At 66.2% G+C, this 23,352-nt stretch carries 28 protein-coding genes and 1 pseudogene; 21 read left to right on the forward strand and 8 right to left on the reverse strand.

Annotation, left to right across the window (positions count from 1 at the left end; all coding sequences use genetic code 11):
* The first annotated feature begins 1 nt into the window (after nt 1).
* The 10 genes from rpsE to QNM97_RS05180 all read left to right on the forward strand — a co-directional run bounded on the left by rpsE (nt 2) and on the right by QNM97_RS05180 (nt 8,818).
* Complete coding sequence (gene rpsE, locus QNM97_RS05135) at nt 2-649, forward strand: 30S ribosomal protein S5 (RefSeq protein ID WP_006370413.1); 648 nt, start codon at nt 2-4, stop codon at nt 647-649.
* 5 nt (nt 650-654) lie between these two features.
* On the forward strand, nt 655-840 hold the full coding sequence (gene rpmD / locus QNM97_RS05140; RefSeq protein ID WP_006370412.1) for a 50S ribosomal protein L30: 186 nt from the start codon (nt 655-657) through the stop codon (nt 838-840).
* On the forward strand, nt 837-1,277 hold the full coding sequence (gene rplO / locus QNM97_RS05145; protein ID WP_283821868.1) for a 50S ribosomal protein L15: 441 nt from the start codon (nt 837-839) through the stop codon (nt 1,275-1,277). Before rpmD ends, rplO begins: the two co-directional genes overlap by 4 nt.
* Before the next feature lie 333 nt (nt 1,278-1,610).
* Nucleotides 1,611-2,933 (forward strand): preprotein translocase subunit SecY, encoded by a 1,323-nt coding sequence (gene secY / locus QNM97_RS05150; RefSeq protein WP_208792128.1) that lies wholly within the window; start codon nt 1,611-1,613, stop codon nt 2,931-2,933.
* Entirely contained in the window at nt 2,930-3,484 is a 555-nt protein-coding gene (locus QNM97_RS05155) for an adenylate kinase (protein ID WP_208792127.1), read from the forward strand. The genes secY and QNM97_RS05155 overlap by 4 nt, the downstream gene beginning before the upstream one ends.
* Nucleotides 3,485-3,585: 101 nt before the next feature.
* The gene (gene map / locus QNM97_RS05160; protein WP_208792126.1) at nt 3,586-4,380 is read left to right on the forward strand and encodes a type I methionyl aminopeptidase; all 795 of its coding nucleotides are present in this window, start codon (nt 3,586-3,588) and stop codon (nt 4,378-4,380) included.
* A gap of 148 nt (nt 4,381-4,528) precedes the next feature.
* On the forward strand, nt 4,529-5,446 hold the full coding sequence (locus QNM97_RS05165; RefSeq protein WP_283821869.1) for a carbohydrate ABC transporter permease: 918 nt from the start codon (nt 4,529-4,531) through the stop codon (nt 5,444-5,446).
* Nucleotides 5,443-6,363, forward strand: coding sequence for a carbohydrate ABC transporter permease (locus QNM97_RS05170; RefSeq protein ID WP_283821870.1), 921 nt, complete (start codon nt 5,443-5,445; stop codon nt 6,361-6,363). The genes QNM97_RS05165 and QNM97_RS05170 overlap by 4 nt, the downstream gene beginning before the upstream one ends.
* Before the next feature lie 80 nt (nt 6,364-6,443).
* Complete coding sequence (locus tag QNM97_RS05175; protein ID WP_283821871.1) at nt 6,444-7,754, forward strand: ABC transporter substrate-binding protein; 1,311 nt, start codon at nt 6,444-6,446, stop codon at nt 7,752-7,754.
* Nucleotides 7,754-8,818 carry an ABC transporter ATP-binding protein gene (locus QNM97_RS05180; RefSeq protein WP_283821872.1) on the forward strand — a complete coding sequence of 355 codons (1,065 nt, stop codon included), beginning with the start codon at nt 7,754-7,756 and terminating at the stop codon, nt 8,816-8,818. Before QNM97_RS05175 ends, QNM97_RS05180 begins: the two co-directional genes overlap by 1 nt.
* A 34-nt stretch (nt 8,819-8,852) precedes the next feature.
* On the opposite strand, the gene fdhD is transcribed toward QNM97_RS05180, so the two are convergent.
* Together fdhD and dtd are read right to left on the reverse strand one after the other, a co-directional pair.
* Entirely contained in the window at nt 8,853-9,695 is an 843-nt protein-coding gene (gene fdhD / locus QNM97_RS05185; RefSeq protein ID WP_283821873.1) for a formate dehydrogenase accessory sulfurtransferase FdhD, read from the reverse strand.
* A gap of 19 nt (nt 9,696-9,714) precedes the next feature.
* Nucleotides 9,715-10,176 carry a D-aminoacyl-tRNA deacylase gene (gene dtd, locus QNM97_RS05190; protein ID WP_283821874.1) on the reverse strand — a complete coding sequence of 154 codons (462 nt, stop codon included), beginning with the start codon at nt 10,174-10,176 and terminating at the stop codon, nt 9,715-9,717.
* A gap of 106 nt (nt 10,177-10,282) precedes the next feature.
* Here dtd and QNM97_RS05195 point away from each other — a divergent pair, with 106 nt between their 5' ends.
* Nucleotides 10,283-12,112, forward strand: coding sequence for a hypothetical protein (locus QNM97_RS05195; RefSeq protein WP_283821875.1), 1,830 nt, complete (start codon nt 10,283-10,285; stop codon nt 12,110-12,112).
* A gap of 42 nt (nt 12,113-12,154) precedes the next feature.
* Here the strand turns inward: QNM97_RS05195 and QNM97_RS05200 are convergent, their stop codons facing one another.
* On the reverse strand, nt 12,155-13,282 hold the full coding sequence (locus QNM97_RS05200) for an EAL domain-containing protein (protein WP_283821876.1): 1,128 nt from the start codon (nt 13,280-13,282) through the stop codon (nt 12,155-12,157).
* Nucleotides 13,283-13,343: 61 nt separating this feature from the next.
* Entirely contained in the window at nt 13,344-13,523 is a 180-nt protein-coding gene (locus tag QNM97_RS05205; RefSeq protein WP_283821877.1) for a DUF1059 domain-containing protein, read from the reverse strand.
* 99 nt (nt 13,524-13,622) lie between these two features.
* On the opposite strand from QNM97_RS05205, the gene QNM97_RS05210 reads away from it, so the two are divergent.
* Nucleotides 13,623-14,471 carry an LLM class F420-dependent oxidoreductase gene (locus QNM97_RS05210; protein WP_283821878.1) on the forward strand — a complete coding sequence of 283 codons (849 nt, stop codon included), beginning with the start codon at nt 13,623-13,625 and terminating at the stop codon, nt 14,469-14,471.
* A gap of 32 nt (nt 14,472-14,503) precedes the next feature.
* On the opposite strand, the gene QNM97_RS05215 is transcribed toward QNM97_RS05210, so the two are convergent.
* A complete protein-coding gene (locus tag QNM97_RS05215; protein ID WP_283821879.1) occupies nt 14,504-14,899 on the reverse strand; it encodes a phage holin family protein in 396 nt (131 codons plus the stop codon).
* Between the two features lie 319 nt (nt 14,900-15,218).
* Between QNM97_RS05215 and infA the strand changes: the two genes are divergently transcribed.
* The 8 genes from infA (at nt 15,219) to truA (ending at nt 19,985) form a co-directional block, all read left to right on the forward strand.
* Nucleotides 15,219-15,440 (forward strand): translation initiation factor IF-1, encoded by a 222-nt coding sequence (gene infA / locus QNM97_RS05220; RefSeq protein ID WP_005170487.1) that lies wholly within the window; start codon nt 15,219-15,221, stop codon nt 15,438-15,440.
* A 93-nt stretch (nt 15,441-15,533) separates the two neighbouring features.
* Complete coding sequence (rpmJ, locus tag QNM97_RS05225; RefSeq protein ID WP_005207978.1) at nt 15,534-15,647, forward strand: 50S ribosomal protein L36; 114 nt, start codon at nt 15,534-15,536, stop codon at nt 15,645-15,647.
* Between the two features lie 196 nt (nt 15,648-15,843).
* On the forward strand, nt 15,844-16,212 hold the full coding sequence (gene rpsM / locus QNM97_RS05230) for a 30S ribosomal protein S13 (protein WP_005170495.1): 369 nt from the start codon (nt 15,844-15,846) through the stop codon (nt 16,210-16,212).
* Nucleotides 16,212-16,619, forward strand: a complete 408-nt coding sequence (gene rpsK / locus QNM97_RS05235) for a 30S ribosomal protein S11 (RefSeq protein ID WP_005207980.1) — start codon at nt 16,212-16,214, stop codon at nt 16,617-16,619. Before rpsM ends, rpsK begins: the two co-directional genes overlap by 1 nt.
* Before the next feature lie 21 nt (nt 16,620-16,640).
* Nucleotides 16,641-17,246 carry a 30S ribosomal protein S4 gene (gene rpsD, locus QNM97_RS05240; protein WP_208792115.1) on the forward strand — a complete coding sequence of 202 codons (606 nt, stop codon included), beginning with the start codon at nt 16,641-16,643 and terminating at the stop codon, nt 17,244-17,246.
* A gap of 91 nt (nt 17,247-17,337) precedes the next feature.
* The gene (locus QNM97_RS05245; protein ID WP_006370387.1) at nt 17,338-18,390 is read left to right on the forward strand and encodes a DNA-directed RNA polymerase subunit alpha; all 1,053 of its coding nucleotides are present in this window, start codon (nt 17,338-17,340) and stop codon (nt 18,388-18,390) included.
* Between the two features lie 63 nt (nt 18,391-18,453).
* Nucleotides 18,454-19,083, forward strand: a complete 630-nt coding sequence (gene rplQ / locus QNM97_RS05250) for a 50S ribosomal protein L17 (protein ID WP_006370386.1) — start codon at nt 18,454-18,456, stop codon at nt 19,081-19,083.
* Between the two features lie 8 nt (nt 19,084-19,091).
* Nucleotides 19,092-19,985: a tRNA pseudouridine(38-40) synthase TruA gene (truA, locus tag QNM97_RS05255; RefSeq protein ID WP_283821880.1), complete on the forward strand. Its 894-nt coding sequence runs from the start codon at nt 19,092-19,094 to the stop codon at nt 19,983-19,985.
* A gap of 6 nt (nt 19,986-19,991) precedes the next feature.
* On the opposite strand, the gene QNM97_RS05260 is transcribed toward truA, so the two are convergent.
* Complete coding sequence (locus QNM97_RS05260; protein ID WP_283821881.1) at nt 19,992-20,639, reverse strand: TetR/AcrR family transcriptional regulator; 648 nt, start codon at nt 20,637-20,639, stop codon at nt 19,992-19,994.
* A gap of 76 nt (nt 20,640-20,715) precedes the next feature.
* On the opposite strand from QNM97_RS05260, the pseudogene QNM97_RS26605 reads away from it, so the two are divergent.
* Nucleotides 20,716-20,808 (forward strand): annotated as a pseudogene (locus tag QNM97_RS26605) (hypothetical protein); the annotation flags it as partial.
* 33 nt (nt 20,809-20,841) lie between these two features.
* On the opposite strand, the gene QNM97_RS05265 reads toward QNM97_RS26605, so the two are convergent.
* Together QNM97_RS05265 and QNM97_RS05270 are read right to left on the reverse strand one after the other, a co-directional pair.
* Nucleotides 20,842-21,780: a shikimate dehydrogenase gene (locus QNM97_RS05265; protein ID WP_283821882.1), complete on the reverse strand. Its 939-nt coding sequence runs from the start codon at nt 21,778-21,780 to the stop codon at nt 20,842-20,844.
* Nucleotides 21,781-21,842: 62 nt separating this feature from the next.
* Nucleotides 21,843-23,207, reverse strand: coding sequence for an MFS transporter (locus QNM97_RS05270; RefSeq protein ID WP_283821883.1), 1,365 nt, complete (start codon nt 23,205-23,207; stop codon nt 21,843-21,845).
* Between the last annotated feature and the right edge of the window lie 145 nt (nt 23,208-23,352).

Genomic DNA, 23,352 nt, shown 5'->3' on the forward strand with positions numbered 1-23,352 from the left:
GATGCCCGGACGTCAGCGTGACGGCGGAAACGGACCCGCCGGAAACGACAACAACAACAACGCAAGCGGAGACCGCAACGATCGCCGGGGCGGCCGTGACCGTCGCGGTGGCGACCGCGGTGGCCGCGACAACGACCGCAACCAGCTCGAGCGGGTCGTCGCGATCAACCGTGTCTCCAAGGTGGTCAAGGGTGGCCGCCGGTTCTCCTTCACCGCTCTCGTGGTGGTCGGCGACGGCCAGGGCATGGTCGGCGTCGGCTACGGCAAGGCCAAGGAAGTCCCGGCCGCGATCCAGAAGGGCGTCGAAGAGGCTCGCAAGAACTTCTTCCGTGTGCCGCTGATCGGTGGCACCGTGACCCACCCCGTTCAGGGTGAGGCCGCTGCCGGTGTCGTGATGCTCCGTCCGGCCAGCCCCGGTACCGGTGTGATCGCCGGTGGCGCGGTGCGTGCCGTGCTCGAGTGCGCGGGCGTCCATGACGTCCTCGCCAAGAGCCTCGGCTCGGACAACGCGATCAACGTCGTCCACGCCACCGTGGCCGCCCTGAAGATGCTGCAGCGTCCCGAAGAGGTCGCGGCTCGTCGTGGTCTCCCCATCGAAGACGTGGCACCGGCCGGTATGCTCCGCGCCCGTGCCGGCCAGGGAGTGTGAGAGAGATGGCACAGCTGAAGATCACCCAGGTCAAGGGCACCATCGGTACCAAGAAGAACCAGCGTGACAGCCTGCGGACGCTCGGCCTCAAGGGCATCCGCAAGTCGGTCACCCGCGAGGACACCCCGATCAACCGCGGTCTGATCAACGTGGTTTCGCACCTCGTGACAGTCGAAGAGGTTAAGTCATGACCATCAAGCTCCACCACCTTCGCCCCGCTCCGGGCGCGAAGACCGACAAGACCCGTGTGGGTCGCGGCGAGGGCTCCAAGGGCAAGACCGCCGGCCGCGGCACCAAGGGCACCAAGGCACGCAAGAACGTGCCCGCCGCCTTCGAGGGTGGCCAGATGCCGATCCACATGCGGCTGCCGAAGCTCAAGGGCTTCACCAACCGCAACCGGATCGAGTATCAGGTCGTCAACGTCGGCGACATCGCCCGTCTGTTCCCGCAGGGCGGCACCATCGGCGTCGACGAGCTCGTCGCCGCCGGAGCCGTGCGCAAGAACAAGCTCGTGAAGGTCCTCGGCGACGGTGAACTCGGTGTGGCGGTCAACGTTACCGCCGACAAGTTCACCGCATCGGCCAAGGAGAAGATCGCCGCTGCCGGTGGCAGTACGACCGAGCAGTAAGAAAAAGTGCAGGTAGCCGAGGTCCGTAGCGGATGCGACACCGCGTCGCCGCCGCTGCGGACCTCGGCGTCGGGGCACCCGGCCGACCGCGACGTCTATTGTGGTCACCGGCGCCCGGGGGGATGACGTCCGAGCGTCGGCCGCCACCGGAAGGTGGCGACCGCGACGGCCGCGCCGGCCGACGACGTCACACCAGACGTCGGACGGGCCGTGCGCGAGCGGCTGTTAGAGTTTCACCGTTGTTGCCCCGCAACCACTGATCAATGTCGATTGCCGAGCACGTGAGCCGGATACCCGGTGCAAGATGACGCGTGGTCGTTCTAGGAGGAATTAGTGCTCTCCCCCCTCATCGCGGCCTTCAGGACGCCCGATCTGAGGAAGAAGATCCTCTTCGTCATCGGCATAGTCGTGCTGTATCGCCTGGGGGCGACGGTTCCCTCGCCGGGCGTGAACTACGTCGAGGTGCACAAGTGCATCGACACCATCAACAGTGGTGGCGGCAACCAGGTCTATTCGCTGATCAACTTGTTCTCCGGCGGCGCACTGCTGCAGCTGTCGGTGTTCGCGATCGGCATCATGCCCTACATCACGGCCAGCATCATCGTGCAGTTGCTGACGGTGGTCATCCCGCGCTTCGAGCAGCTCCGCAAGGAGGGCCAGTCGGGTCAGGCCAAGATGACGCAGTACACCCGCTACCTGACGGTCGCGCTGGCGTTGCTGCAGTCCACGGGCATCGTGGCGCTGGCCGTGCGCGGCAACCTGTTGCCCTCGAGCTGCGGCGACAACATCCTCAACGACAAGTCGATCCTGGGTCTGACGATCATCGTCCTGGTGATGACCGCGGGTGCCTGCCTGGTGATGTGGTTCGGTGAGCTGATCACCGAACGCGGTATCGGCAACGGCATGTCGCTGCTGATCTTCGCGGGCATCGCCGCCCGCATCCCCGCCGAGGGACGCACGATCCTCACCAGCCGTGGTGGCCTGGTCTTCGGGCTCGTCGTGGTCGCGGTGCTCATCATCGTCGCCGGCGTGGTCTTCATCGAGCAGGGCCAGCGTCGCATCCCGGTGCAGTACGCCAAGCGCATGGTGGGCCGCAAGATGTACGGCGGGTCGTCGACCTACCTGCCACTGAAGGTCAACCAGGCCGGCGTCATCCCGGTCATCTTCGCGTCGTCACTGCTGTATCTGCCGCAGCTCATCGTGCAGCTCACGCAGAGCTCGTCGGAGGCGCCGTCGGGCTGGCAGCGCTGGGTCAGCACCTATCTCGCCGACCCGAGCAACTACGTCTACATCATCGTGTACTTCCTGATGATCATCTTCTTCACGTACTTCTACGTGGCGGTGACCTTCAATCCGGAGGAACGCGCCGATGACATGAAGAAGTACGGTGGCTTCATCCCGGGTATCCGCCCGGGGCAACCGACCGCGGACTACCTCGGGTATGTGCTCAGTCGCATCACCCTGCCGGGTTCGATCTACCTGGGTATCATCGCGGTACTGCCGAACCTGTTCCTGGAGATCGGGAACAGTGGTGGTGTTCAGAACCTGCCATTTGGGGGCACGGCCGTGTTGATCATGGTCGGCGTGGGACTGGACACGATGAAGCAGGTCAACAGTCAATTGATGCAACGCAAGTACGAAGGATTCCTGAAGTGAGACTTGTCATTCTCGGCCCCCCCGGAGCAGGCAAAGGTACCCAGGCGGAACTGTTGAGCGAATCGCTCGGCATCCCGCACATCTCCACCGGGGATCTGTTCCGCGCCAACATCTCACAGGGCACCGCCGTGGGCATCGAAGCCAAGCGCTATCTCGACGCCGGTGACCTCGTGCCGTCGGAGATCACCGTCGACATGGTGCGTGCCCGCGTCGGCGAGCCGGATGCGGCGAAGGGATTCATCCTCGACGGATTCCCCCGGTCGACCGAGCAGGCCGACGCCCTCGCCGAGATCCTCGACGGTCTCGATTCCTCGCTGGATGCGGTGCTGTCGTTCGTGGTCGACCCCGACGTCGTCGTCGAGCGCATGCTGGCCCGCGGCCGTGCCGACGACACCGAAGAGGTCATCCGTAACCGGATGTCGGTGTATCAGAAGGAGACCGCACCGCTGCTCGACTACTACGGCGATCAGGTGAAGACGATCGACGCGGTCGGCGACATCCAGGACGTGCATCAGCGGGTGCTGAGCGCACTCGGTGCCGGCGTCTCCTGACGTCCACCGACACAAGTATTTTCCGGCGCCGGGCCACACCGCACGATCGGTGTGGCCCGGCGCCTTTTCTTCCAGCCGTGGTAATCGGATGAGGTGTGGTGATGGGATTCCGTAAACGCAAGCGCGTGCCGTTCCGCAGCGCCGGCGAACTCGATGCGATGGAGGCCGCGGGCGCCGTGGTGGGCGCCGCACTCGTTGCCGTGCGCGCGGCGTCGGCGCCCGGGGTGAGCACCCTCGAACTCGACGAGGTCGCCGAGACCGTGATCCGACAGGCCGGGGCGGTGCCGTCGTTCAAGGGTTACCACGGATTCCCGGGATCGATCTGCTCGTCGGTCAACGACGTGGTGGTGCACGGAATCCCGTCGAGCACCGTCATTCTCGCCGAGGGCGATCTGGTCTCGATCGATTGCGGTGCCATTCTCGACGGCTGGCACGGGGATTCGGCCTGGACCTTCGGGGTCGGTGAACTGTCGCAGGCCGATGCCGAACTCTCCGAGGCAACCCGACTGTCGATGGAGGCCGGGATCGCCGCCATGATCGACGGCGCACGCCTCACCGACATCTCGCACGCCATCGAGACCGGCACCCACGACGCCGAGCGAAAGTTCGATCGTGCCTTCGGGATCGTCGACGGTTACGGCGGTCACGGCATCGGTCGCGAGATGCACATGGAACCGTTCCTCGCCAACGAGGGTGCCCCCGGCTCCGGCCCGCTGCTCGTCGTCGGGTCGACATTGGCCATTGAGCCGATGCTCACCCTGGGCACCACCGAGACCAGCGTTCTCGACGACGACTGGACGGTCGTCACCGACGACGGCTCGCGCGCCGCGCACTGGGAGCACACCGTGGCCGTCACCGCCGACGGCCCACGAATCCTCACCAACCGACCGTCCTGATCTTCCGGCCGTCCTGAACTGCCGGCTGGGCTGACCGCGTCCACGCGTCGCAACCGATCGAGCGGCGACACCTGCCGGACACGTATCGCTCACCGGCGCTCAACGTGGCCGTTCGCGTCCGGTCAGCTGTCGGCTGAATACTCGCCGAGTGCCATCGGTGAACGAACATGTGCTGCCCCGCGCGGGCGGGCGTCGGCCGTGGAAGTCCTATGCCCTGTTCCTCGCCATCGTGGGCCCCAATCTCGCGTTGTTGGCGGTGTTCACGTATCGGCCGCTGATCGAGAACATCCGGATGTCGTTCTACGACTGGAACATCTCCTCGCCGGGCTCGACGTTCATCGGGTTCGCGAACTATCGCGAATGGTTCACCCGCGAGGACACCGCGACCATCGTCGTGAACACGGTGGTCTTCACCGTCGTCGCAGTCGCCGGCAGCATGGCCCTCGGCCTGGTGCTGGCATTGCTCCTCGATCGGGCGCTCAAGGGCCGAAACCTGGTGCGGTCGGTGGTTTTTGCCCCGTTCGTGTTGTCCGGCGCGGCGGTCGGCATCGCCTTCCAGTTCGTGTTCGACCCCAATTTCGGCCTGATCAACGACCTGATGCACCGCCTCGGTCTGGGTTCTGCTCCGGACTTCTATCAGCAACCCCACTGGGCGCTGTTCATGATCACCGTCACCTACGTGTGGAAGAACCTCGGATACGCCTTCGTGATCTATCTCGCTGCGCTGCAGGGTAAACGGGCAGATCTCGACGAGGCGGCCGCCGTCGACGGCGCCTCGGGGTGGACACATTTCCGCAAGGTGCTCCTGCCGCAGCTGCGCCCGACGACGTTCTTCCTCTCGATCACCGTGTTGCTCAACTCGTTACAGGTCTTCGACATCATCAACGTGATGACCCGCGGCGGTCCCCTCGGCAACGGCACGACGACGATGGTCTACCAGGTCTACGAGGAGACCTTCCGCAACTTCCGCGCCGGCTACGGTGCGACCGTCGCCACCATCATGTTCCTGATCCTGCTCGTGGTGACCGTCGCCCAGGTGCGGCTGATGGATCGGGGCGCACGATGACCCCGACCACGGACACGCCGGTGGCAGAGACGCACCCACGCAACGCGGCGATCGTCTCCGACGAGCGCGAACGGATTGCCGCGCGTGCGCGCAGGCGTCGGCGGACGGTTGCGGTGCTGGGCTATCTCGCGATGCTCGTCGCGTTGGCCGTCGTGGTGGTGCCCTTGGCGTGGATCGTGTTGACCTCCTTCAAGGATCGATCCGAGATCTACGTCCAGCCGGCGGTGTGGTGGCCCTCGACGTGGCATCCCGAGAACTACCGGGAGGCCACCACCTCGGTGCCGTTCTGGCAGTTCCTGCGCAACTCACTGATCGTCACGCTGATCCTCGGTGTCATCAAGTTCGTGCTCGGCGTGCTCAGCGCCTACGGTCTTGTCTTCCTGCGATTCCCGGGCAAGAACCTCGTGTTCCTGGTGATCATCGCGGCGCTGATGGTGCCCAATCAGATCACCGTCATCACCAACTACTCGCTGGTCGCCCAACTCGGTTTCCGCAACACCTTCGCCGGGATCATCGTGCCGCTGGCCGGGGTCGCGTTCGGAACCTTCTTGATGCGCAACCACTTTCTGTCGATCCCACCGGAGATCATCGAGGCCGCCCGGATGGACGGCGCCGGGCACATCCGGTTGCTCGTGCGTGTGGTGTTGCCGTTGTCGATTCCGACGATGGTGGCGTTCGCCCTCATCACGCTCGTCAACGAATGGAATGAGTACCTGTGGCCGTTCTTGATGGCCGACGACTACAGCGTGGCGACACTGCCGGTGGGACTGACGCAGCTGCAGAACAACGACGGCGTCACCAACTGGGGACCGGTGATGGCCGCGACGGTCCTGGCGATGCTGCCGATGCTGATCGCCTTTCTCGCACTCCAACGCCACATGATCAAGGGCCTGACCTCCGGTGCGGTCAAGGGGTGATCGCGTACGCCGTTGTGGCCCCACCTGTTTGACCATCCCGACCCAGTCTCATCACTCAGCACACATTCAGGAGAATGCGCATGACCGACCTGACCCGCCGTGGCTTCCTCGGCGCCGGACTGACCGTGGCCGCTGCGGCCGCCCTCGCTGCATGTGCCGGCTCGGGTGGCGGCTCGAGCAATGACGGTGATCCCTACAATCTGACCTTCTGGTCGAACCATCCCGGCAAGTCGACCGATGTCGAGAAGGAACTGATCAAGCGGTTCGAGGCGGCCAACCCGGGCATCAAGGTGCAGTTGATCGATGCGGGTAAGAACTACGAGGAGGCGGCGCAGAAGTTCAACGCCGCACTGTCGGGCGGTGCACTGCCCGACATCATCATCCTCAGCGATGTGTGGTGGTTCAATTTCGCCCTGATCGGTGCGATCGCACCGCTCGACGACCTCTTCGGCAGGGCCGGCGTCGATCCGTCGGGCTACGTCGATTCCCTTGTCGGCGACTACAAGTGGAACAACAAGACGTGGGCCCTGCCGTACGCGCGGTCGACCCCGCTGTTCTACTACAACGCCGATGTGTGGAGCCAGGCCGGGCTGCCCGCCCGTGGTCCCGCGTCCTGGCAGGAGTTCGCCGAGTGGGGTCCGCGCATCCAGTCGGTGGTGGGCTCGGGCAAATCGGCGCACGGATGGGGCAACGCCGTGGACTACCTGGGCTGGACCTTCCAAGGACCGACCTGGACCTTCGGCGGCGCCTACTCCGACGACTGGACGATGACGTTCACCGACCCGAAAACCGTTGCCGCTGCGCAGTATCTGAGCGACACGATCAACAAGGATCGGTACGCGAAGATCTCCAACGACATCGCCGGTGATTTCAGCGCGGGACTCCTCGCCTCCACGGTCGCCTCCACCGGTGACCTCTCGGGTATCACCTCGGATGCGAAATTCCGGCTCTCGACGGCGTTCCTGCCCGCCCCGGACGGCACGATTGGTTGCCCGACCGGTGGTGCGGGACTGGCCATCCCGGCCCGCAATTCCGACGAGCGCAAGGTCAACGCGCTGAAGTTCATCGACTTCATCACCAACACCGACAACACCGCCTACTTCTCGCAGAACGTCGGTTACATGCCGGTGCGCAAGGCCGCGGTCACCGCGCCGTCGATGACCGCCTTCCTGGAGAAGAACCCGAACTTCCGGACCGCGATCGAACAATTGCCGAAGACCAAGCCGCAGAACTACGCTCGGGTGTTCATTCCCGGCGGCGACAAGATCATCGGCACCGGTTTCGAGAAGATCGGTCTGCAGAACGCCGACGTCGCCGCGACGATGGCCGATACGCAGAAGCAGATCGAGCAGATCTACACCACCCAGATCCAGCCGAAGCTGCCCAAGTAATGGCCTCGGTCACCTACGCCAAGGCCACCAAACGATTCGGCGACGGTTCGCCCGCCGTCGACGCCCTCGACCTCGAGATCGCCGACGGCGAGTTCATGGTGCTCGTCGGCCCGTCTGGCTGTGGCAAGTCGACGAGCCTGCGCATGGTCGCCGGCCTCGAATCGGTGGAATCGGGCGCCATTCTCATCGACGACGCCGATGTCGTCGGGCTGCCGCCGAAGTCGCGGGACGTGGCGATGGTGTTCCAGAACTATGCGCTGTACCCGAACATGACGGTCGCCGACAACATGGGATTCGCGCTGCGCAACGCCGGGATGAGCAAGGCCGACACCGCCGCCCGGGTCAACGAGGTGGCGGCGATGCTCGAACTCGACTCGCTGCTCGACCGCAAACCGGCGAAACTGTCCGGCGGGCAACGTCAACGGGTGGCGATGGGGCGTGCGATCGTCCGGCATCCCAAGGTGTTCTGCATGGACGAGCCGCTGTCGAATCTCGACGCGAAGCTACGTGTGAGCACGCGCGCACAGATCGCCGCGTTGCAGCGCAAGCTGGACACCACCACGCTCTACGTCACCCACGATCAGGTCGAGGCGATGACCATGGGTGATCGGGTGGCGGTCCTCGATCATGGTGTGCTGCAACAGGTCGGGACACCGAGGGAGATCTATCGCCACCCGGCGAACGTCTTCGTCGCCGGGTTCATGGGCACGCCGCAGATGTGTCTGATCGACGTCGAGGTACGGGACGGGCACGTCGATCTCGGTGGCGCCGACCTGCCGGCGCCGCGCGCGGTGCCGGGTAGGGCGGTCGTCGGAATGCGGGCCGAATCCTGGCAGCTGGTCGCGGCCGGGACGTCGCGGTCGGTCACCGCTCGGGTCGAATTGGTCGAGGAACTCGGCGCCGAGCAATTCGTCTACAGCGCAGCAGATCTGCCGGTGCGCGATGGGCGCGTGGTGGTGCGTGCCGATCATCGGCAGCAGTTCACCGTCGGTGACGAGATCGGTCTGGTGCCCGTCGCCGACGAGGTTCACTGGTTCGACGGGCAGACGGGGCAGCGGGTGTGAGAGCGGCGATGTGGGGATCGGGGATGCGGGCGGCTCACCGGGCCGGTGAGCCCAGGACGCGGTCGGGCCGGCTGTAGAGCACCAGGGAATCGCCGCGCACGAAGCCGGCCAGCGTCATCCCCTGCTCCTCGGCGAGATCCGCGGCCAGAGAGGACGGCGCCGACACCGCCGAGAGCATCGGGATGCCGGCCATCGCCGCCTTCTGGACGAGCTCGAAGCTCGCCCGCCCCGATACCTGGAGCACAGTGCCGCGCAACGGAAGTCGATCCTGGGTCAGGGCCCAGCCCACGACCTTGTCGACGGCGTTGTGGCGGCCGATGTCCTCTCGGATCACCAGCATCTCGCCGGTGGTGCCGTCGAACAGGCCCGCCGCGTGGATGCCGCCGGTCCGGTCGAATGCCTTCTGCCCCTCACGAAGACGGTCGGGGAGTGCGAGAACGGCGTCGGTGTCGAGGGTCAGCGGGTCGTCGCCGACGGTGAAGCGCGACGCCGTCGCCACCGCATCGATGCTGTCCTTGCCGCAGACGCCGCAGGCGCTGCTCATCGTGAAGCGTCGCGCGGCCGCGGCGTTGGGCGTACCGATCCCGTCGGCCAGGGCGAGGTCGAGAACGTTGTAACTGTTCGGTTCGCCGGGGGCCTGCGCACCCGCACAGTAGCGGGCCGCGACCACGTCCTCGGCGCGGGCGATCAACCCTTCCGACACCAGGAAACCGGTCGCGAGCTCGACGTCGTGGCCGGGTGTGCGCATGGTGACGACCAATGCCCGCCCACCGATCCGGATCTCCAGTGGTTCCTCGACGGCCAGCACGTCGGCGCGCGCCGTGGGTTCGCCGCGCCGGACGCGGATCACCCGGCGACGTGCGGTGATACGTCCCATGAGTCCGACGCTACCGGGATCACGTCTCGATGATGATGGTGACGGGGCCGTCGTTGACCAGGCGCACGCGCATGTGCGCGCCAAAACGCCCGGTGGCCACCGTCGCCCCCGCGGCGCGCAGGGCGGCGATCACGGCATCGACGAGTGGCTCGGCGACCGCCCCCGGCGCCGCCGCATTCCACGAGGGGCGTCGGCCCTTGGCGGTGTTGGCGTACAGCGTGAACTGACTGATCACCAGGATCGGTGCGTCGACGTCGGCTGCCGACACCTCCGCCGGCGATCCGCCCGTGGCCGTGCCGTCGAGGATGCGCAGACGCCAGATCTTGTCGGCCAACTTGGAGGCGTCGGCATCGGTGTCGTCGTGGGTGACGCCGATCAGGGCCACCAGACCGTGGCCGCCGGGTGTGATGTCGAGTTCTCCCACGACGTCCCCGTCGACGACGACCGAGGCCTCGGTGACCCGCTGGATGACAGCACGCATGGGGATCAGCCTGCCATCACCGATGTTCTGCGGTCGACTGTTCCCCGGCCGCCACCAGATCCACCGACCGCGACGGCGCCCACCGCTTGCCAGTACGCTGCCCGTGATGGGTAAGCGATCGCGAGGCAAGAAGGATCCCAAGCGCAGGCATCTGCAGCCGGTGCGGTCGGCGACGGGCGGCGGCCGCGGTGGTGGACCAGCGCCGGGGGTCGACGAGCAGCCGCTCATCCAGAGCATCCGCCTCGCGCTGCGGACCGGTGAGCCCGTCGACCTGCTGGTCACGCTCGGCGGGCTGCTGGAGGCCACCGATCCCGATCCGCATCCGCTCGCCGATCGGAAGGATCGGGCCACACGCGACACGCTGATCGAGTCGTTCGTGGAGATCTCCTTCGCCGAGACGACGGCCGCCCTCACGGTTTTCCGGGAGCTACTTGCCGATGAACTCGAGGCCGACGAACTCCTCGCGGCGCGCATCACACGCACGCTGGCCGGTCGTCGCCAGCCCATGCCGTCGTGGCTCGGCACGTTCGGCGAGGCGCGCGTGGTCTCCGAGGTCTATGTCGTCGGCGACGAACTGAGCGACGGGGAGTCCTACATCTTCACGATCGGGTGGCCGCCGGCGCACGAGCTCTCGTTCCTGGTGTACGTCGACCACAACATGGGTTCGATCGTGAAGGATGCCTTCGTCGTTCCGGCGCCGGTGGAGGACTTGCTCGCGCATTTCCGGGAGACCGCATCCTCGTCGATGACCACGGTGGTGTGCGATCCCGTCGACGCGGGTATCGCCCGCGCGACCATCGAGGAGGCGATGAAGATCGGTCGGATGACCTTCCCGCCGGCCGAATCCGACTCGTGGCCGATGTGCCGTCCGCTGGTCGAGTGGGCGCTGCGGCTGTTACCTGAGGCCGGTGCTGCGGCGTCACCGCGCGAGTGGACCGACGCCGAGTTCTCCGAACTCGCCGACGCGTTCTTCGCCTCGCCCCACGGTCGGCCCCTCGACGATGCCGAGAACCGCAGCGCTCTCGAACCGTTGATGTGGATGGCTGCACCGGATCCCATGCGGTGGAGCCCGGTGGTCGTCGAGATAATGTTGCTCGATCGCATCCCGCGCAAGATCATCGACGACGTCGAATCGCTTCAGCGGTACCCGGAGATGATGCGCCGCTTCGTCCGCTACTGCCACGGTGAGCGCGGGATCAGCCGGGCCGCCACCGCCGACACCCTCGCCGCCATCGACGAATGCGAAGCCGAGTTCCGGGAGGAGATCCGGCGTGACCGGCCACCCAACGCCATAATGCTGGCGCAGCTCGCCCGGGCGGCGGCGCTCGGGGAGGATGCCTCGATCCCCGACGGGTTGTCGGATTATCCACCGGGTGTCGAGTTCAGTGGACCATCTCTCGAAGAGTTCATTCTGCGGGAGTTGGACCAACGGGTCGGCGGACGCCCGACGCTGCTGAGCCTGGACGCCGAGCCGCTGCCCGACGAACAGTTCGACGTCACGGGGATTGCCGAGGACATCCTGCCCGTGGTCGAGGTGATCCGGCAGCGCTGCGATGCGAGCGCGGAGGTCTTCTTCGACGTCGAACACCGCACGGCCATGCGGCGATTGCTGGCCCGGGCGGCGCGCCGCGATCCTGCGATCTTCCGTCGGAAAGCATCGACCGACCGGGCGGCGGCCGCCATCGGCTGGATCATCGGACGCGCCAATGACACCCTCGGCGGGCATCTCCTGACGACGACCGTTGCCGAGTTCCTCGACTGGTTCGGCGTGAAAGGCAGTGTGTCGCAACGGGCCGAGCCGTTTCTGCGGGCCAACGGCGTGAATCCGCACGACAGCGGCCACATGATGGCGCTGGGCACCCCGACGCTGCTGACCTCACAGATGCGAGCGTCGATCATCGAGCGGCGCGACGACATGCTCGCCAGAATGCAGTAGCTCCTCTGCCGCCGGGGAGACCCTCGAAGTCGGCCGACCCGATCAGTCCACGATCAGCGCCTCGATCAGTCGCTCGATCGGCACGACGCCGAGGAACGCTCCGGACATGTCGCAGCACGCGAGGGGGTCGAACCGGGTCGGCCGCGGTCGTGTCATCGCACGCCGCAACGCTTCTCGCTGGTCGGTGGAGTCGAGGGTCCGCAGCACGTCGCGCCGCTCGATCGTCGTCGGGTCGCTCTGTTGCGCCAGTTGTGTTGGGCGACCACCGGAGTCGAGCAGAATGACCAGCGGAAGAGTCGAACCGTCGGAGAGCGCGGTGCGCAACGTGCCGTCGGGGGAGTCCAGAGGTGCGGTCAGGCAGGCGTGCGCGAGACGGGCCACCGTGGACTGCGGTGCCGCCGTCACCGTCGGGTTGATGGTCGGGGCGAGGGTGCTCGGCTCGAGTTCGAGAGAACCCATCTCGGGTGCAGGACGCCCGAGGAGGTATCCCTGACCCAGGGGGACACCGAGCTGCACCAACCGGTGCAACTCGTCGCGCTGCTCGATCCCCTCGGCGACGACCCACGAATCCATCCGGCTGGTGAAACCGCCGAACATCTCGACGAGCGCGGCCTTGGCCTCGTCGTTGTGAAGGCCGGTGATCAGTTCACGATCGAGCTTCACGAAGTCCGGCCGGATGGCCAGAATCCGGTACAGACTTGCATACCCGGCGCCGACGTCGTCGACCCCGATGAAACCACCGCGGTCGCGTACCTGGGCCACCGCTCGGCGGACGACATCGTAATCCGAGACCGCGGAGTGTTCGGTGAGTTCGACGACCACCCGCGTCAGGTCGGTGTGCTGCAACAATTTCTGGATGGGCGTCGAGACAAGCGCCTCGGGCGCCACATTGATCGTCAGAAAACAGTTGGCCGGCAAGTGCACTCGCGCGGCGAGTGCTTTCTCGACGACCATCGCTTCCAGCTCGATGGCCCGATCGACGCGTACCGCCGCCGCGAACCACCGGTCCGGGCTGGCCTGCAGGGGTCCCGGAAAACGGCTGAGTGCCTCGTATCCGACGACACGCAGACGCGCGATGTCGACGATGGGCTGATAGACCAGTCGCGGTGCGCGGCCGGCGTCGAGCAACTCGGTGACGGCTGCATCCAGCTCGTCGACCGGCTCGCTCACCGCAGGGTGGTGCATCCCACCAATCGCTTTCCGCGTCCGCCGGTCTGCGCGCGTCGCCCGATCACTCGGATATGTCGGAGATCAACCGGCGGACCCGGTCGACGGTGGCGGCGGGCAGGTGGTCGAGTCCGTGCACGCCGGCGGCGTGGGCGGCCACCTGCCTGAGCACGTCGGGTTCGTCGTTACCGACAAAACGCGTATCGCAGTCGGGAATGACGGCCCCACACCAGAAACTCTTCACCAGGGAACTCCTTTCCGGTGAGTATTCGGATCGTACCCCGTCTCGGATGGGAGTCCGGGACGCCGGAATAGGCATTCGCCGATTCCGGTTGGCCAGGACATGACTGACTCGGAGAAGACGGCACACATCCAGAGATTCGGACGCCACGGGGTGTGGGGATGGTTCGGTCGGTTCTCGCCCGAGGAGTCCCGGCAGATCGAGGAACTCGGATACGGCACGATCTGGCTCGGTGGGTCGCCCAAACATCTGGGTCCGATCCGCAAGGTCCTCGACGCGACCGAGAACATCACGGTGGCCACCGGCATCGTCAACATCTGGAACACCGACGCCGCCGCCATCGCCGACCAATTCCACGAACTCGACCACGACTTCCCGGGCCGTTTCTATCTCGGCATCGGTGCCGGCCACCCGGAGGCGACCGCGGAGTACAAGAAGCCGTACGAGGCGGTCGGGGAGTATCTCGACGTCCTCGACGAGAAAAAGGTGCCGACTGAGCGGCGTGTGCTGGCCGCCCTGGGGCCGAAGATGTTGCGCCTGTCCGCCGACCGCGCGCTGGGGGCGCACCCCTACCTGACACCTCCGGCGCACACCGCGATCGCCCGCGAAACCCTCGGCGAGGGCGTATTGCTGGCTCCCGAGCACAAGGTGGTCCTCGACACCGATCCGCAGGCGGCGCGTGCCGTCGGACGGCCGCCGGTCGACAATCCGTATCTGCACCTGCGCAACTACACGTCGAATCTGAAGCGGCTCGGATGGACCGACGACGACATCGCCGACGGTGGCTCCGACGCCCTGATCGATGCGCTGGTCGCCCACGGCGATGCGGCCTCGATCCGCAAGCAGGTCGATGAGCATCTCGCCGCCGGTGCCGATCACGTGGCCATCCAGGTGCTCGGCGACGGATCGCCGATCGAGCAACTGACCGCGATCATCGGCGCCGGGGCCTGACGTCCCGGCCGGTGACACCGGGTGGAGGACGGTTAGTGGACGGGCTCTTTGAGCACCATCGAGATCAGCCAGCTCACCACCGAGATGACCAGCGCGCCGAGAACCGCCGACCAGAAGAAGTGGTCGACCTGTAGGCCCCACGACGTGGTGTTGTGGGTGATCCACGAGGTGATCTCCAGCATGAACGCGTTGATCACGATGTGGATCAGCCCGAGGGTGAGGATGTAGAGCGGGATCGCGAAGATCTGCACGATCGGCTTGATGAAGGCGTTGATCACGCCGAAGATCAGCGCGACAAGCACGACGATGCCCAGTTTGACGCCGAAGCCGGCGTCGGCGGGGAACACGAAGTCCAAGCCGGGCACGATCAGCGTCGCCACCCACAGGGCCACGCCGCTGAGGGCACTCTGGATCAGGAAGGCACGCATGGCCAATAGTGTGCCATCGTCGGCGCGGGATGCCGGATTCGTGCGGTCATGGTGCCGGGGCCATCGACGGTTTGGAGTGTTCCCGCAGTTCGCGTAGCATAGGACGGCGGTGCGCAAAGCGTGCCGGTATTTGTGTGTCCATCGTCGGAGTTGCTCCGCGCGTGTGTATGCGAAACCGGGAGGCAACGTATCGAGTTCCGGTCAGCACCGGAACGGGCACCTGGTGACGCTGTCCCGGGGTGCCCACACAGTAACGGATCGGAACGAATTCAACCGGGTTACGCGCCTGATGAGGGCGCGCGACAGGATCGCGGAGGACATGGCGAAGAAAGACGGGGCCATCGAGGTCGAGGGTCGGGTGATCGAACCCCTGCCGAATGCGATGTTTCGCATCGAGCTGGAGAACGGTCACAAGGTGCTCGCCCACATCAGCGGCAAGATGCGGCAGCACTACATCCGCATCCTGCCCGAGGACCGGGTCGTCGTGGAACTTTCGCCCTACGACCTCGGTCGTGGGCGCATCGTCTACCGCTACAAGTAAGACCTCCCGGGCCGGGGCGGCCCGGGGTAACCACACCCGCCATCGGTGCGGCCATCGGCCGTGCCCAGCGGGCGAGTAACAGGAGAGATTGACGTGAAGGTTCAGCCGAGCGTCAAGCCGATCTGCGAGAAGTGCAAGGTGATCCGCCGTAACGGTCGGGTCATGGTGATCTGCGAGAACCTGCGTCACAAGCAGCGTCAGGGCTGATCATCACTCGCCACCCTCCGGGTCGCTTGAGACACAACTGAATACACCAGAAGAGCTGAACAGGATTTTGTGAAGCCCTCTTGGCACCAGCGACGACACACGGGTCGGCGCCCACCTCCGGTTCAGAGGCCGGAGCCCGGCAAGAGTCCGGGACGGACCAGGAGCAGACCTCTGAGAAGTGAAGGAATCCCGCCACATGGCACGTGTTGCTGGTGTGGATCTCCCCCGCGAAAAGCGGCTGGAGATCGCACTGACCTACATTTATGGAGTTGGGCGTACCACCTCCAAGGAGATCCTGGCCGGAACCGGGCTCAGCCCGGACCTGCGCGCCAAGGATCTCACCGACGCAGACGTCGCGAAGCTGCGTGAATACATCGAAGCCTCGGTGAAGGTCGAGGGTGACCTGCGCCGCGAGGTCCAGGCCGACATCCGTCGCAAGATCGAGATCGGCTGCTACCAGGGTCTGCGTCACCGTCGTGGCCTGCCCGTCCGTGGACAGCGCACCAAGACCAATGCCCGTACTCGCAAGGGCCCGAAGAAGACCATCGCCGGGAAGAAGAAGTAATGCCTCCTAAGTCACGAAGCGCAGGCCCGAAGAAGGGCGCACGCCGTCGCGATAAGAAGAACGTCCCGCACGGCAACGCACACATCAAGTCGACGTTCAACAACACCATCGTGTCGATCACCGACCCCAACGGCAACGTCATCAGCTGGGCGTCGTCGGGCCACGTCGGGTTCAAGGGCTCGCGCAAGAGCACCCCGTTCGCGGCTCAGCTCGCGGCCGAGAACGCCGCGCGCAAGGCCCAGGAGCACGGCGTCAAGAAGGTCGACGTGTTCGTCAAGGGACCGGGTTCGGGTCGCGAGACCGCGATCCGGTCGCTGCAGGCCGCCGGCCTCGAAGTCGGCACCATCTCCGATGTCACCCCGCAGCCGCACAACGGTTGCCGTCCGCCCAAGCGGCGTCGGGTCTAGCGGGAAAGGAAAGAATAGACAATGGCTCGTTATACCGGCCCCGCCACAAAGAAGTCCCGTCGTCTTCGCGTCGACCTCATCGGAGGCGACCAGGCATTCGAGCGTCGCCCCTACCCGCCCGGCCAGCACGGCCGTTCGCGGATCAAGGAGAGCGAATACCTGCTGCAGCTGCAGGAGAAGCAGAAGGCCCGCTTCACCTACGGCGTGCTCGAGAAGCAGTTCCGTCGCTACTACGAGGAAGCCAACCGTCGTACCGGTAAGACCGGTGACGAGTTGCTCAAGCTCCTCGAGACCCGCCTGGACAACGTCGTCTACCGTGCCGGCATCGCCCGCACGCGTCGTCAGGCCCGGCAGATGGTCAGCCACGGCCACTTCACCGTCAACGGTGTGAAGGTCGACGTGCCCAGCTACCGCGTCAGCCAGTACGACATCGTCGACGTCCGGCCGAAGTCGCTGCAGACCACTCCGTTCCAGATCGCCAAGGAGCTCGTCGGCGATCGTCCGGTCCCGGGTTGGTTGCAGGTGGTTCCCTCGACCCTGCGCATCCTCGTGCACAACGTGCCCGAGCGCGCCCAGATCGAGGTTCCGCTGCAGGAACAGCTCATCGTCGAGTTCTACAGCAAGTAGTCCGTCGAATCAGTAATTGCCAAGCAGCACAAGCTGTTCGGTTCACTTCTAGGCCGTCATATAGCGGTCGGCCACAAGGAGAAATCTCAGAATGCTCATCTCACAGCGACCCACCCTGACCGAGGAGATCCTCGCCGACAACCGGTCGAAGTTCGTCATCGAACCGCTCGAGCCCGGCTTCGGCTACACCCTCGGCAACTCGCTGCGTCGTACCCTGCTCAGCTCGATCCCGGGTGCTGCGATCACCAGCATCCGCATCGATGGTGTGCTCCACGAGTTCACCACCGTCCCCGGGGTGAAGGAAGACGTCACCGACATCATCCTGAACCTCAAGGGCCTCGTGGTCAGCTCCGAAGAGGACGAGCCGGTCACCATGTACGTGCGCAAGCAGGGTCCGGGCACCGTCACCGGCGCCGACATCGTCCCCCCGGCCGGTGTCACCGTGCACAACCCCGATCTGCACATCGCCACCCTGAACGACAAGGGCAAGCTCGAGATCGAGCTCGTCGTCGAGCGGGGCCGCGGATACGTTCCGGCCGTGCAGAACAAGGCGTCGGGTGCCGAGATCGGCCGCATCCCGGTCGACTCGATCTACTCGCCGGTGCTCAAGGTCACCTACAAGGTCGAGGCCACCCGTGTCGAGCAGCGCACCGACTTCGATCGGCTCGTGCTCGATGTGGAGACCAAGAACTCGATCAGCGCGCGGGATGCGTTGGCGTCGGCGGGCAAGACCCTGGTGGAGCTGTTCGGGCTCGCCCGGGAGCTCAACGTCGAGGCCGAGGGCATCGAGATCGGGCCGAGCCCGGCCGAGGCCGATCACATCGCGTCGTTCAGCCTGCCGATCGAGGATCTCGACCTGACCGTCCGGTCCTACAACTGCCTCAAGCGCGAGGGTGTGCACACCGTCGGTGAACTCGTGGCACGGACCGAGTCGGATCTGCTCGACATCCGCAACTTCGGGCAGAAGTCGATCGACGAGGTGAAGGTGAAGCTGCACGCCCTGGGTCTGGCTCTCAAGGACAGCCCGGCGAGCTTCGATCCGTCGCAGGTGGCCGGTTACGACCCGGCGACCGGAACGTGGTCGGACGACGTGTCGTTCGACGGTGACTCCGGTGAGGATTTCGCAGAGACCGAGCAGCTGTAGCCGCTGCACGCCAACCCTGATTTCCCCCATTCAGCGATGGGGGAGTCCGTCTAGGAGAAGACAATGCCCAAGCCCACCAAGGGTGCCCGCCTCGGCGGGTCGGCGAGCCACCAGAAGGCGATCCTGGCGAACCTCGCCACCTCGCTCTTCGAGCACGGCCGCATCACCACCACCGAGGCCAAGGCCAAGCGCCTGCGGCCGTACGCGGAGAAGCTGATCACCCACGCCAAGGCTGGCAAGCTGGCCAACCGTCGTGAGGTGCTCAAGGTGATCCGCGACAAGGACATCGTGCATGTCCTGTTCGAAGAGATCGGCCCGAGCTTTGCCGATCGCAACGGCGGCTACACCCGCATCATCAAGACGCTGCCGCGCAAGGGCGACAACGCCCCGATGGCCGTGATCGAACTCGTCACCGGGTCGACCGCGTCCAGCGAGGCCGATCGCGCCACCCGCGTCGCCGCGTCCCGCAAGGCCGCCGAGGCCAAGCTCGACGAGACCGAGGCCGCGGTTGCCGAGCCTGCGGGCGACAACGTCGTCGAGGCCGTGGAGGCCGACGCCGACGACGCCGCGAAGGCCAACGCCGAGGCTGTGGCCGAGGCCGTCGACGACGAGTCGACCGCCGCGACCGCCGTCGAGGCCGACGAGCAGGGTGCCGACGTCGACAGCTCGACCGAGAAGAAGTCGGACGACTGAGCCCGACAGTGCCGCACGAACCCGCCGCCACCGATTCCGGGAACGGCGGGTTCGTTCGTCTGCGCTTCGACATCGGTTATGACGGAACCGATTTCGCCGGCTGGGCACGGCAGGTCGGGCAGCGCAGCGTGTGCGGGGTACTCGAGGACACCCTCGCCACGGTGCTGCGCGTGCCGATCCGCCTGACCGTCGCCGGACGCACCGACGCGGGCGTCCACGCGACCGGTCAGGTCTGTCACGCCGACATCCCGGCCTCGGCGCTGGCCACGCGCAGTCTGGCCGGCGGTCCCGCGCTGCTCGTCGGTCGGCTGGCCAAGATGCTGCCCGACGATGTGCGCGTCAAGGCCGTCACCCCGGTGAGCGAACACTTCGACGCCCGCTTCTCGGCGCTGCGTCGCCACTACCGATATCGGCTCACCGATGCGGTCTTCGGCGCCGAACCCACCCGGGCGCGGACCACCGCGACCTGGCGTCGGACCCTCGACGTCGAGGCGATGAACGCGGCGTCCTCGACGCTGTTGGGGCTCAACGATTTCGCGGCGTTCTGCCGTCGTCGGGACGGCGCCACCACGGTCCGCGATCTCCAACGTTTCGCGTGGCGTCGTGACGACGAGGGGGTGCTGATCGGCGAGGTGAGCGCGGATGCGTTCTGCTGGTCGATGGTGCGTTCGCTCGTCGGTGCGGTCGCCTGCGTCGGCGACGGACGTCGTGATGTCGAGTGGTGCCGTGGGTTGTTGGCGCAGCGTGAGCGCAGCAGCCAGGTCCCGGTGGCGCAGGCGCGCGGCCTGAGCCTGGTGGGTGTCGACTATCCGGCCGTCGACGAGTTGTCCGCGCGCAATGCTGTCACGCGGGATGTGCGCGATGCGGTCCCGCCGGGCGTCGGCGGATGCTGTGGGGGATGAGGTCGTTCAGTCCGGCGTGGACGTGTCGGTGAGATAGGCGACGATCATGTCGCCGATCATGCGTCGTTGATGGACGCGCTGATCGGTGGCGGCGAGATCGCGGTCGAACAGGGTCTTCCACGAGAACCGGTTGGCCACCCGGAAGAAGCAGAAACTGCTGATCGCGAGATGGACGTCGAGGGCATCGACGTCGCTGCGGAACACCCCCTTCTCACGGCCGGACTCGAGGATCCGGGTCAGCACGTCGAGCGCCGGATTGCCCAGGCGCCCAACGCCTGCCGCATGCTTGAGATGCGCCGCCCGCAGGATGTTCTCGCCCGCGACGATCCGGATGAAGTCGGGATTGCGGTCGTGGTGGTCGAAGGTGATCTCGGCGACGTGGCGCAACGCGGCAACCGGGTCGTCGGCGATGTGGGTGACCTTCTGCTCGAGGCGCCGGATACGTCCGTAGGACGCCTCGAGAACGGCCTGGTACAGACCCTCCTTGTCGCCGTAGTAGTAGTAGATCATCCGCTTGGTGGTGTGGGTCTTGGCGGCGATCTCATCGACCCGCGCACCCGCAAACCCCTTGTCGGCGAACTCCTTCGTCGCGACCTTCACGATATCGGCCTTGGTGCGTTCGCTGTCGCGGCGTCGGGGTGCGGGATCGGTCACCTCATGAACTCTATCGTTCGTTCACTGCCTCGACAGCGCTCTCCCCAGCGCCGACAGCGCCCGCCACGACGCCGACAGCGCCCGCCACGACGCCGACAGCGCCCGTCACAAGGCCGACAGCGCTTGCGAGGGCGCTGTCGGCGATCTGGAGGGCGCTGTCGGCGAGTAACAGAGCGCTGTCGGCAAGATGAGGGGCGCGCCCTCAGGCGGTCCGACGCTCGGCGAGGTCCTCGGCGGCAATGAGTTCGGCGATGTGGGCGGCCATCCGGTCCGCGTCCGGCTCGATGCCGGTGAACAGCCGCAGCGCGTCGACGGCCTGCCCGACCGCCATCCCGTCGCCCGGCAGGGTGCGTGCGCCGACCGCACGGGCCACCGCGATCAGCTCGGTGATGGCCGGACGGTAGACGACGTCGGCGACCCAGAGGTCGGCGCGCAGCAGCGCCGGGTCCACCGCCATACCGGGGTGATGGGCCATCCCGATCGGGGTGGCGTGCACCAGGCCATCCGCGTCGGCCAGTGTGATGGCAACGGAATCGACTCCACCGGAGGTGATCTCGGCGTCGAACATGGTGCGCAGGGTGGCGGCGAGTCCGGCGGCCCGAGTGGTGTCGGTGTCGACGAGGTGGAAGTGGGCGACCCCGGCGGTGAGTACGGCATAGGCGACGGCAGCGCCTGCTCCGCCTGCGCCGATCTGCACCACCGACTCCCGGGGTGCGGCCTCGGCGCCGAGACCGGCGCCGAGGCCCCGGTCGAAGCTGCGCGCGAAGCCCGACCAGTCGGTGTTGTGTCCGATCGCGCGAGCACCGTCGAAGACGACGGTGTTCACCGCACCGAGACGGGCTGCGTCGGGCGAGAGATCGTCGAGATGGGCCAGTATCCGTTGCTTGAACGGATGGGTGACGTTGAGCCCGACGAGCCCGGCGTCGGCGGCGCGGGCCAGCAGCGCCGCGAGGTCGACGGTGGCCGCGGCCGACGCCGGGACGTCGAGGGTCAGATAGGTGTAGTCCAGTCCGTGGTGGGCGGCCTCGCGCTCGTGCATGGCGGGCGTGAGCGACCGGGAGATCCCCTGCCCGATCAGGGCGGCGACCACGGCACCGCCGGATGCGCGGCGGGCTGCGGTGGCGAATTCGATGTCGAACATTGGTGTGTCCTTTGATGATCGGGCCGGGGAATCGTCCCGGAGCCGGGTGTGGGCGAGCGGTGTCAGGCCATCGACGGCGAGGCCGGTGCCGACGCGGTCATGGTGTCGGCTCCTTTGACGGGTTCCTCCCCGAGTCGCATCGTGTCGGTCTTGTGCGTCTCGACCGCGGTGGCGGCAGCGAGTGCGGCAACCACGGCGAAGGCGGCGACGACCACGGCGACCGGGACCCAGCCCATCCGGCCCTCACCGAGGATCGCCGCGGCGATCAGGGGCAGGAAACCGCTGGCCATGAAGCCGATCTGGGTGCCGATGGCCACGCCCGAGTACCGGACCTTGGCCGGGAACATCTCGGAGTAGAACGACGGCCAGACGGCGTTGGCGGCGGCGTAGACGACGGTCTGGATGATCAGGGTGGCCACGAGGATCGCCCAGAAGGAGCCGGTGGTGATGATCAGCAGGTAAGGGAATGCCAGGATCGCGCAGCCCAGCGCTCCGCCGATGAAGATCGGCTTGCGTCCGATGCGGTCGGAGGCCAGGCCCCACAGCGGCTGGCTGAGCAGCATGACGAGGTTGGCGATGACGCTGACGAGCAACATCGAACTCTTCGAGACGGCGAAGTCGGTGGTCGCGTATTTGAGGGCGAAGGTCGAGAACAAGGTGCTCATGACCGAGATCGTCGAGCAGGCGATCACCCGGACCAGGGCCCGCCAGTGGAAGCGCAGCAGCACCAGCAGCGGGATGTCGGAGACGCCCTCGGTCGAGTCCTTGATCTTCTCGAAGACGGGGGTCTCGGGCATCGTGCGGCGGATCAGGTAGGCGACGAACATGACCACGGCGCTGAACCAGAACGGAACGCGCCAGCCCCAACTGAGCAGGGCGTCCTCGGGCAGCGCGGCGACGGGGATGAAGGCGAGGGTGCCGACCAGCAGCCCGGCCTGGGTGCCGTTGAGCGTCCAGCTGGCGTAGAAGGCGCGCTTGCCCTGATCGGCGTGTTCGACCGTGAGTGAACTCGCGCCGGACTGCTCACCTGCCGCCGAAAGTCCTTGCAGCAGGCGAAGAACGACGAGTGCGACCGGTGCGGCCATGCCGATCGAGTGGTAGTCGGGCAGACATCCGATCGCGAAGGTGGCCAGGCCCATCAGGATGAGGGTGAACACCAGGACCCGCTGACGGCCGATGCGGTCACCGAAGTGGCCGAGGACCACCGCGCCGACCGGGCGGGCGATGTAGGCGACGCCGAACGTGGCGAAGCTGGCCAGCGTCCCTGCCGTCGGGCTGATGTCGGGGAAGAAGATCTTGTTGAACACCAGCGCCGAGGCGGTGCCGAAGATGAAGAAGTCGTAGTACTCCACCAGGCTGCCCATGAAGCTGGCCAACGCGGCCTTGCGCGGCTGGGCTGCCGGCAGATCGGAAGTGGGTGCGGTCATCAGTCCTCCAAGTTGTGCTCGCCAACACAGGGTGTCGGGCGTGTGACTGACGATACAAAGGACCTTCGTCCCGGTCAAGACAACTAACCAGATCGTTCATAAATATCCCAATAGATGCAGGTGGGGGCGCTCCAAATATTCATAC

Source organism: Gordonia sp. L191 (assembly GCF_030077625.1).
In the GTDB taxonomy this organism is placed as follows: Bacteria; Actinomycetota; Actinomycetes; order Mycobacteriales; family Mycobacteriaceae; genus Gordonia; species Gordonia polyisoprenivorans_A.

Excerpts from the sequence above, each read along its gene's own strand:
- rpsE (WP_006370413.1), top strand. The coding sequence starts at position 2 with ATGCCCGGACGTCAGCGTGACGGCGGAAACGGACCCGCCGGAAACGAC.
- rpmD (WP_006370412.1), top strand. The coding sequence starts at position 655 with ATGGCACAGCTGAAGATCACCCAGGTCAAGGGCACCATCGGTACCAAG.
- rplO (WP_283821868.1), top strand. The coding sequence starts at position 837 with ATGACCATCAAGCTCCACCACCTTCGCCCCGCTCCGGGCGCGAAGACC.
- map (WP_208792126.1), top strand. The coding sequence starts at position 3,586 with ATGGGATTCCGTAAACGCAAGCGCGTGCCGTTCCGCAGCGCCGGCGAA.
- QNM97_RS05170 (WP_283821870.1), top strand. The coding sequence starts at position 5,443 with ATGACCCCGACCACGGACACGCCGGTGGCAGAGACGCACCCACGCAAC.
- QNM97_RS05175 (WP_283821871.1), top strand. The coding sequence starts at position 6,444 with ATGACCGACCTGACCCGCCGTGGCTTCCTCGGCGCCGGACTGACCGTG.
- QNM97_RS05180 (WP_283821872.1), top strand. The coding sequence starts at position 7,754 with ATGGCCTCGGTCACCTACGCCAAGGCCACCAAACGATTCGGCGACGGT.
- fdhD (WP_283821873.1), bottom strand. The coding sequence starts at position 9,695 with ATGGGACGTATCACCGCACGTCGCCGGGTGATCCGCGTCCGGCGCGGC.
- dtd (WP_283821874.1), bottom strand. The coding sequence starts at position 10,176 with ATGCGTGCTGTCATCCAGCGGGTCACCGAGGCCTCGGTCGTCGTCGAC.
- QNM97_RS05195 (WP_283821875.1), top strand. The coding sequence starts at position 10,283 with ATGGGTAAGCGATCGCGAGGCAAGAAGGATCCCAAGCGCAGGCATCTG.
- QNM97_RS05210 (WP_283821878.1), top strand. The coding sequence starts at position 13,623 with ATGACTGACTCGGAGAAGACGGCACACATCCAGAGATTCGGACGCCAC.
- QNM97_RS05215 (WP_283821879.1), bottom strand. The coding sequence starts at position 14,899 with ATGCGTGCCTTCCTGATCCAGAGTGCCCTCAGCGGCGTGGCCCTGTGG.
- infA (WP_005170487.1), top strand. The coding sequence starts at position 15,219 with ATGGCGAAGAAAGACGGGGCCATCGAGGTCGAGGGTCGGGTGATCGAA.
- rpsM (WP_005170495.1), top strand. The coding sequence starts at position 15,844 with ATGGCACGTGTTGCTGGTGTGGATCTCCCCCGCGAAAAGCGGCTGGAG.
- rpsK (WP_005207980.1), top strand. The coding sequence starts at position 16,212 with ATGCCTCCTAAGTCACGAAGCGCAGGCCCGAAGAAGGGCGCACGCCGT.
- rpsD (WP_208792115.1), top strand. The coding sequence starts at position 16,641 with ATGGCTCGTTATACCGGCCCCGCCACAAAGAAGTCCCGTCGTCTTCGC.
- QNM97_RS05245 (WP_006370387.1), top strand. The coding sequence starts at position 17,338 with ATGCTCATCTCACAGCGACCCACCCTGACCGAGGAGATCCTCGCCGAC.
- rplQ (WP_006370386.1), top strand. The coding sequence starts at position 18,454 with ATGCCCAAGCCCACCAAGGGTGCCCGCCTCGGCGGGTCGGCGAGCCAC.
- QNM97_RS05265 (WP_283821882.1), bottom strand. The coding sequence starts at position 21,780 with ATGTTCGACATCGAATTCGCCACCGCAGCCCGCCGCGCATCCGGCGGT.
- QNM97_RS05270 (WP_283821883.1), bottom strand. The coding sequence starts at position 23,207 with ATGACCGCACCCACTTCCGATCTGCCGGCAGCCCAGCCGCGCAAGGCC.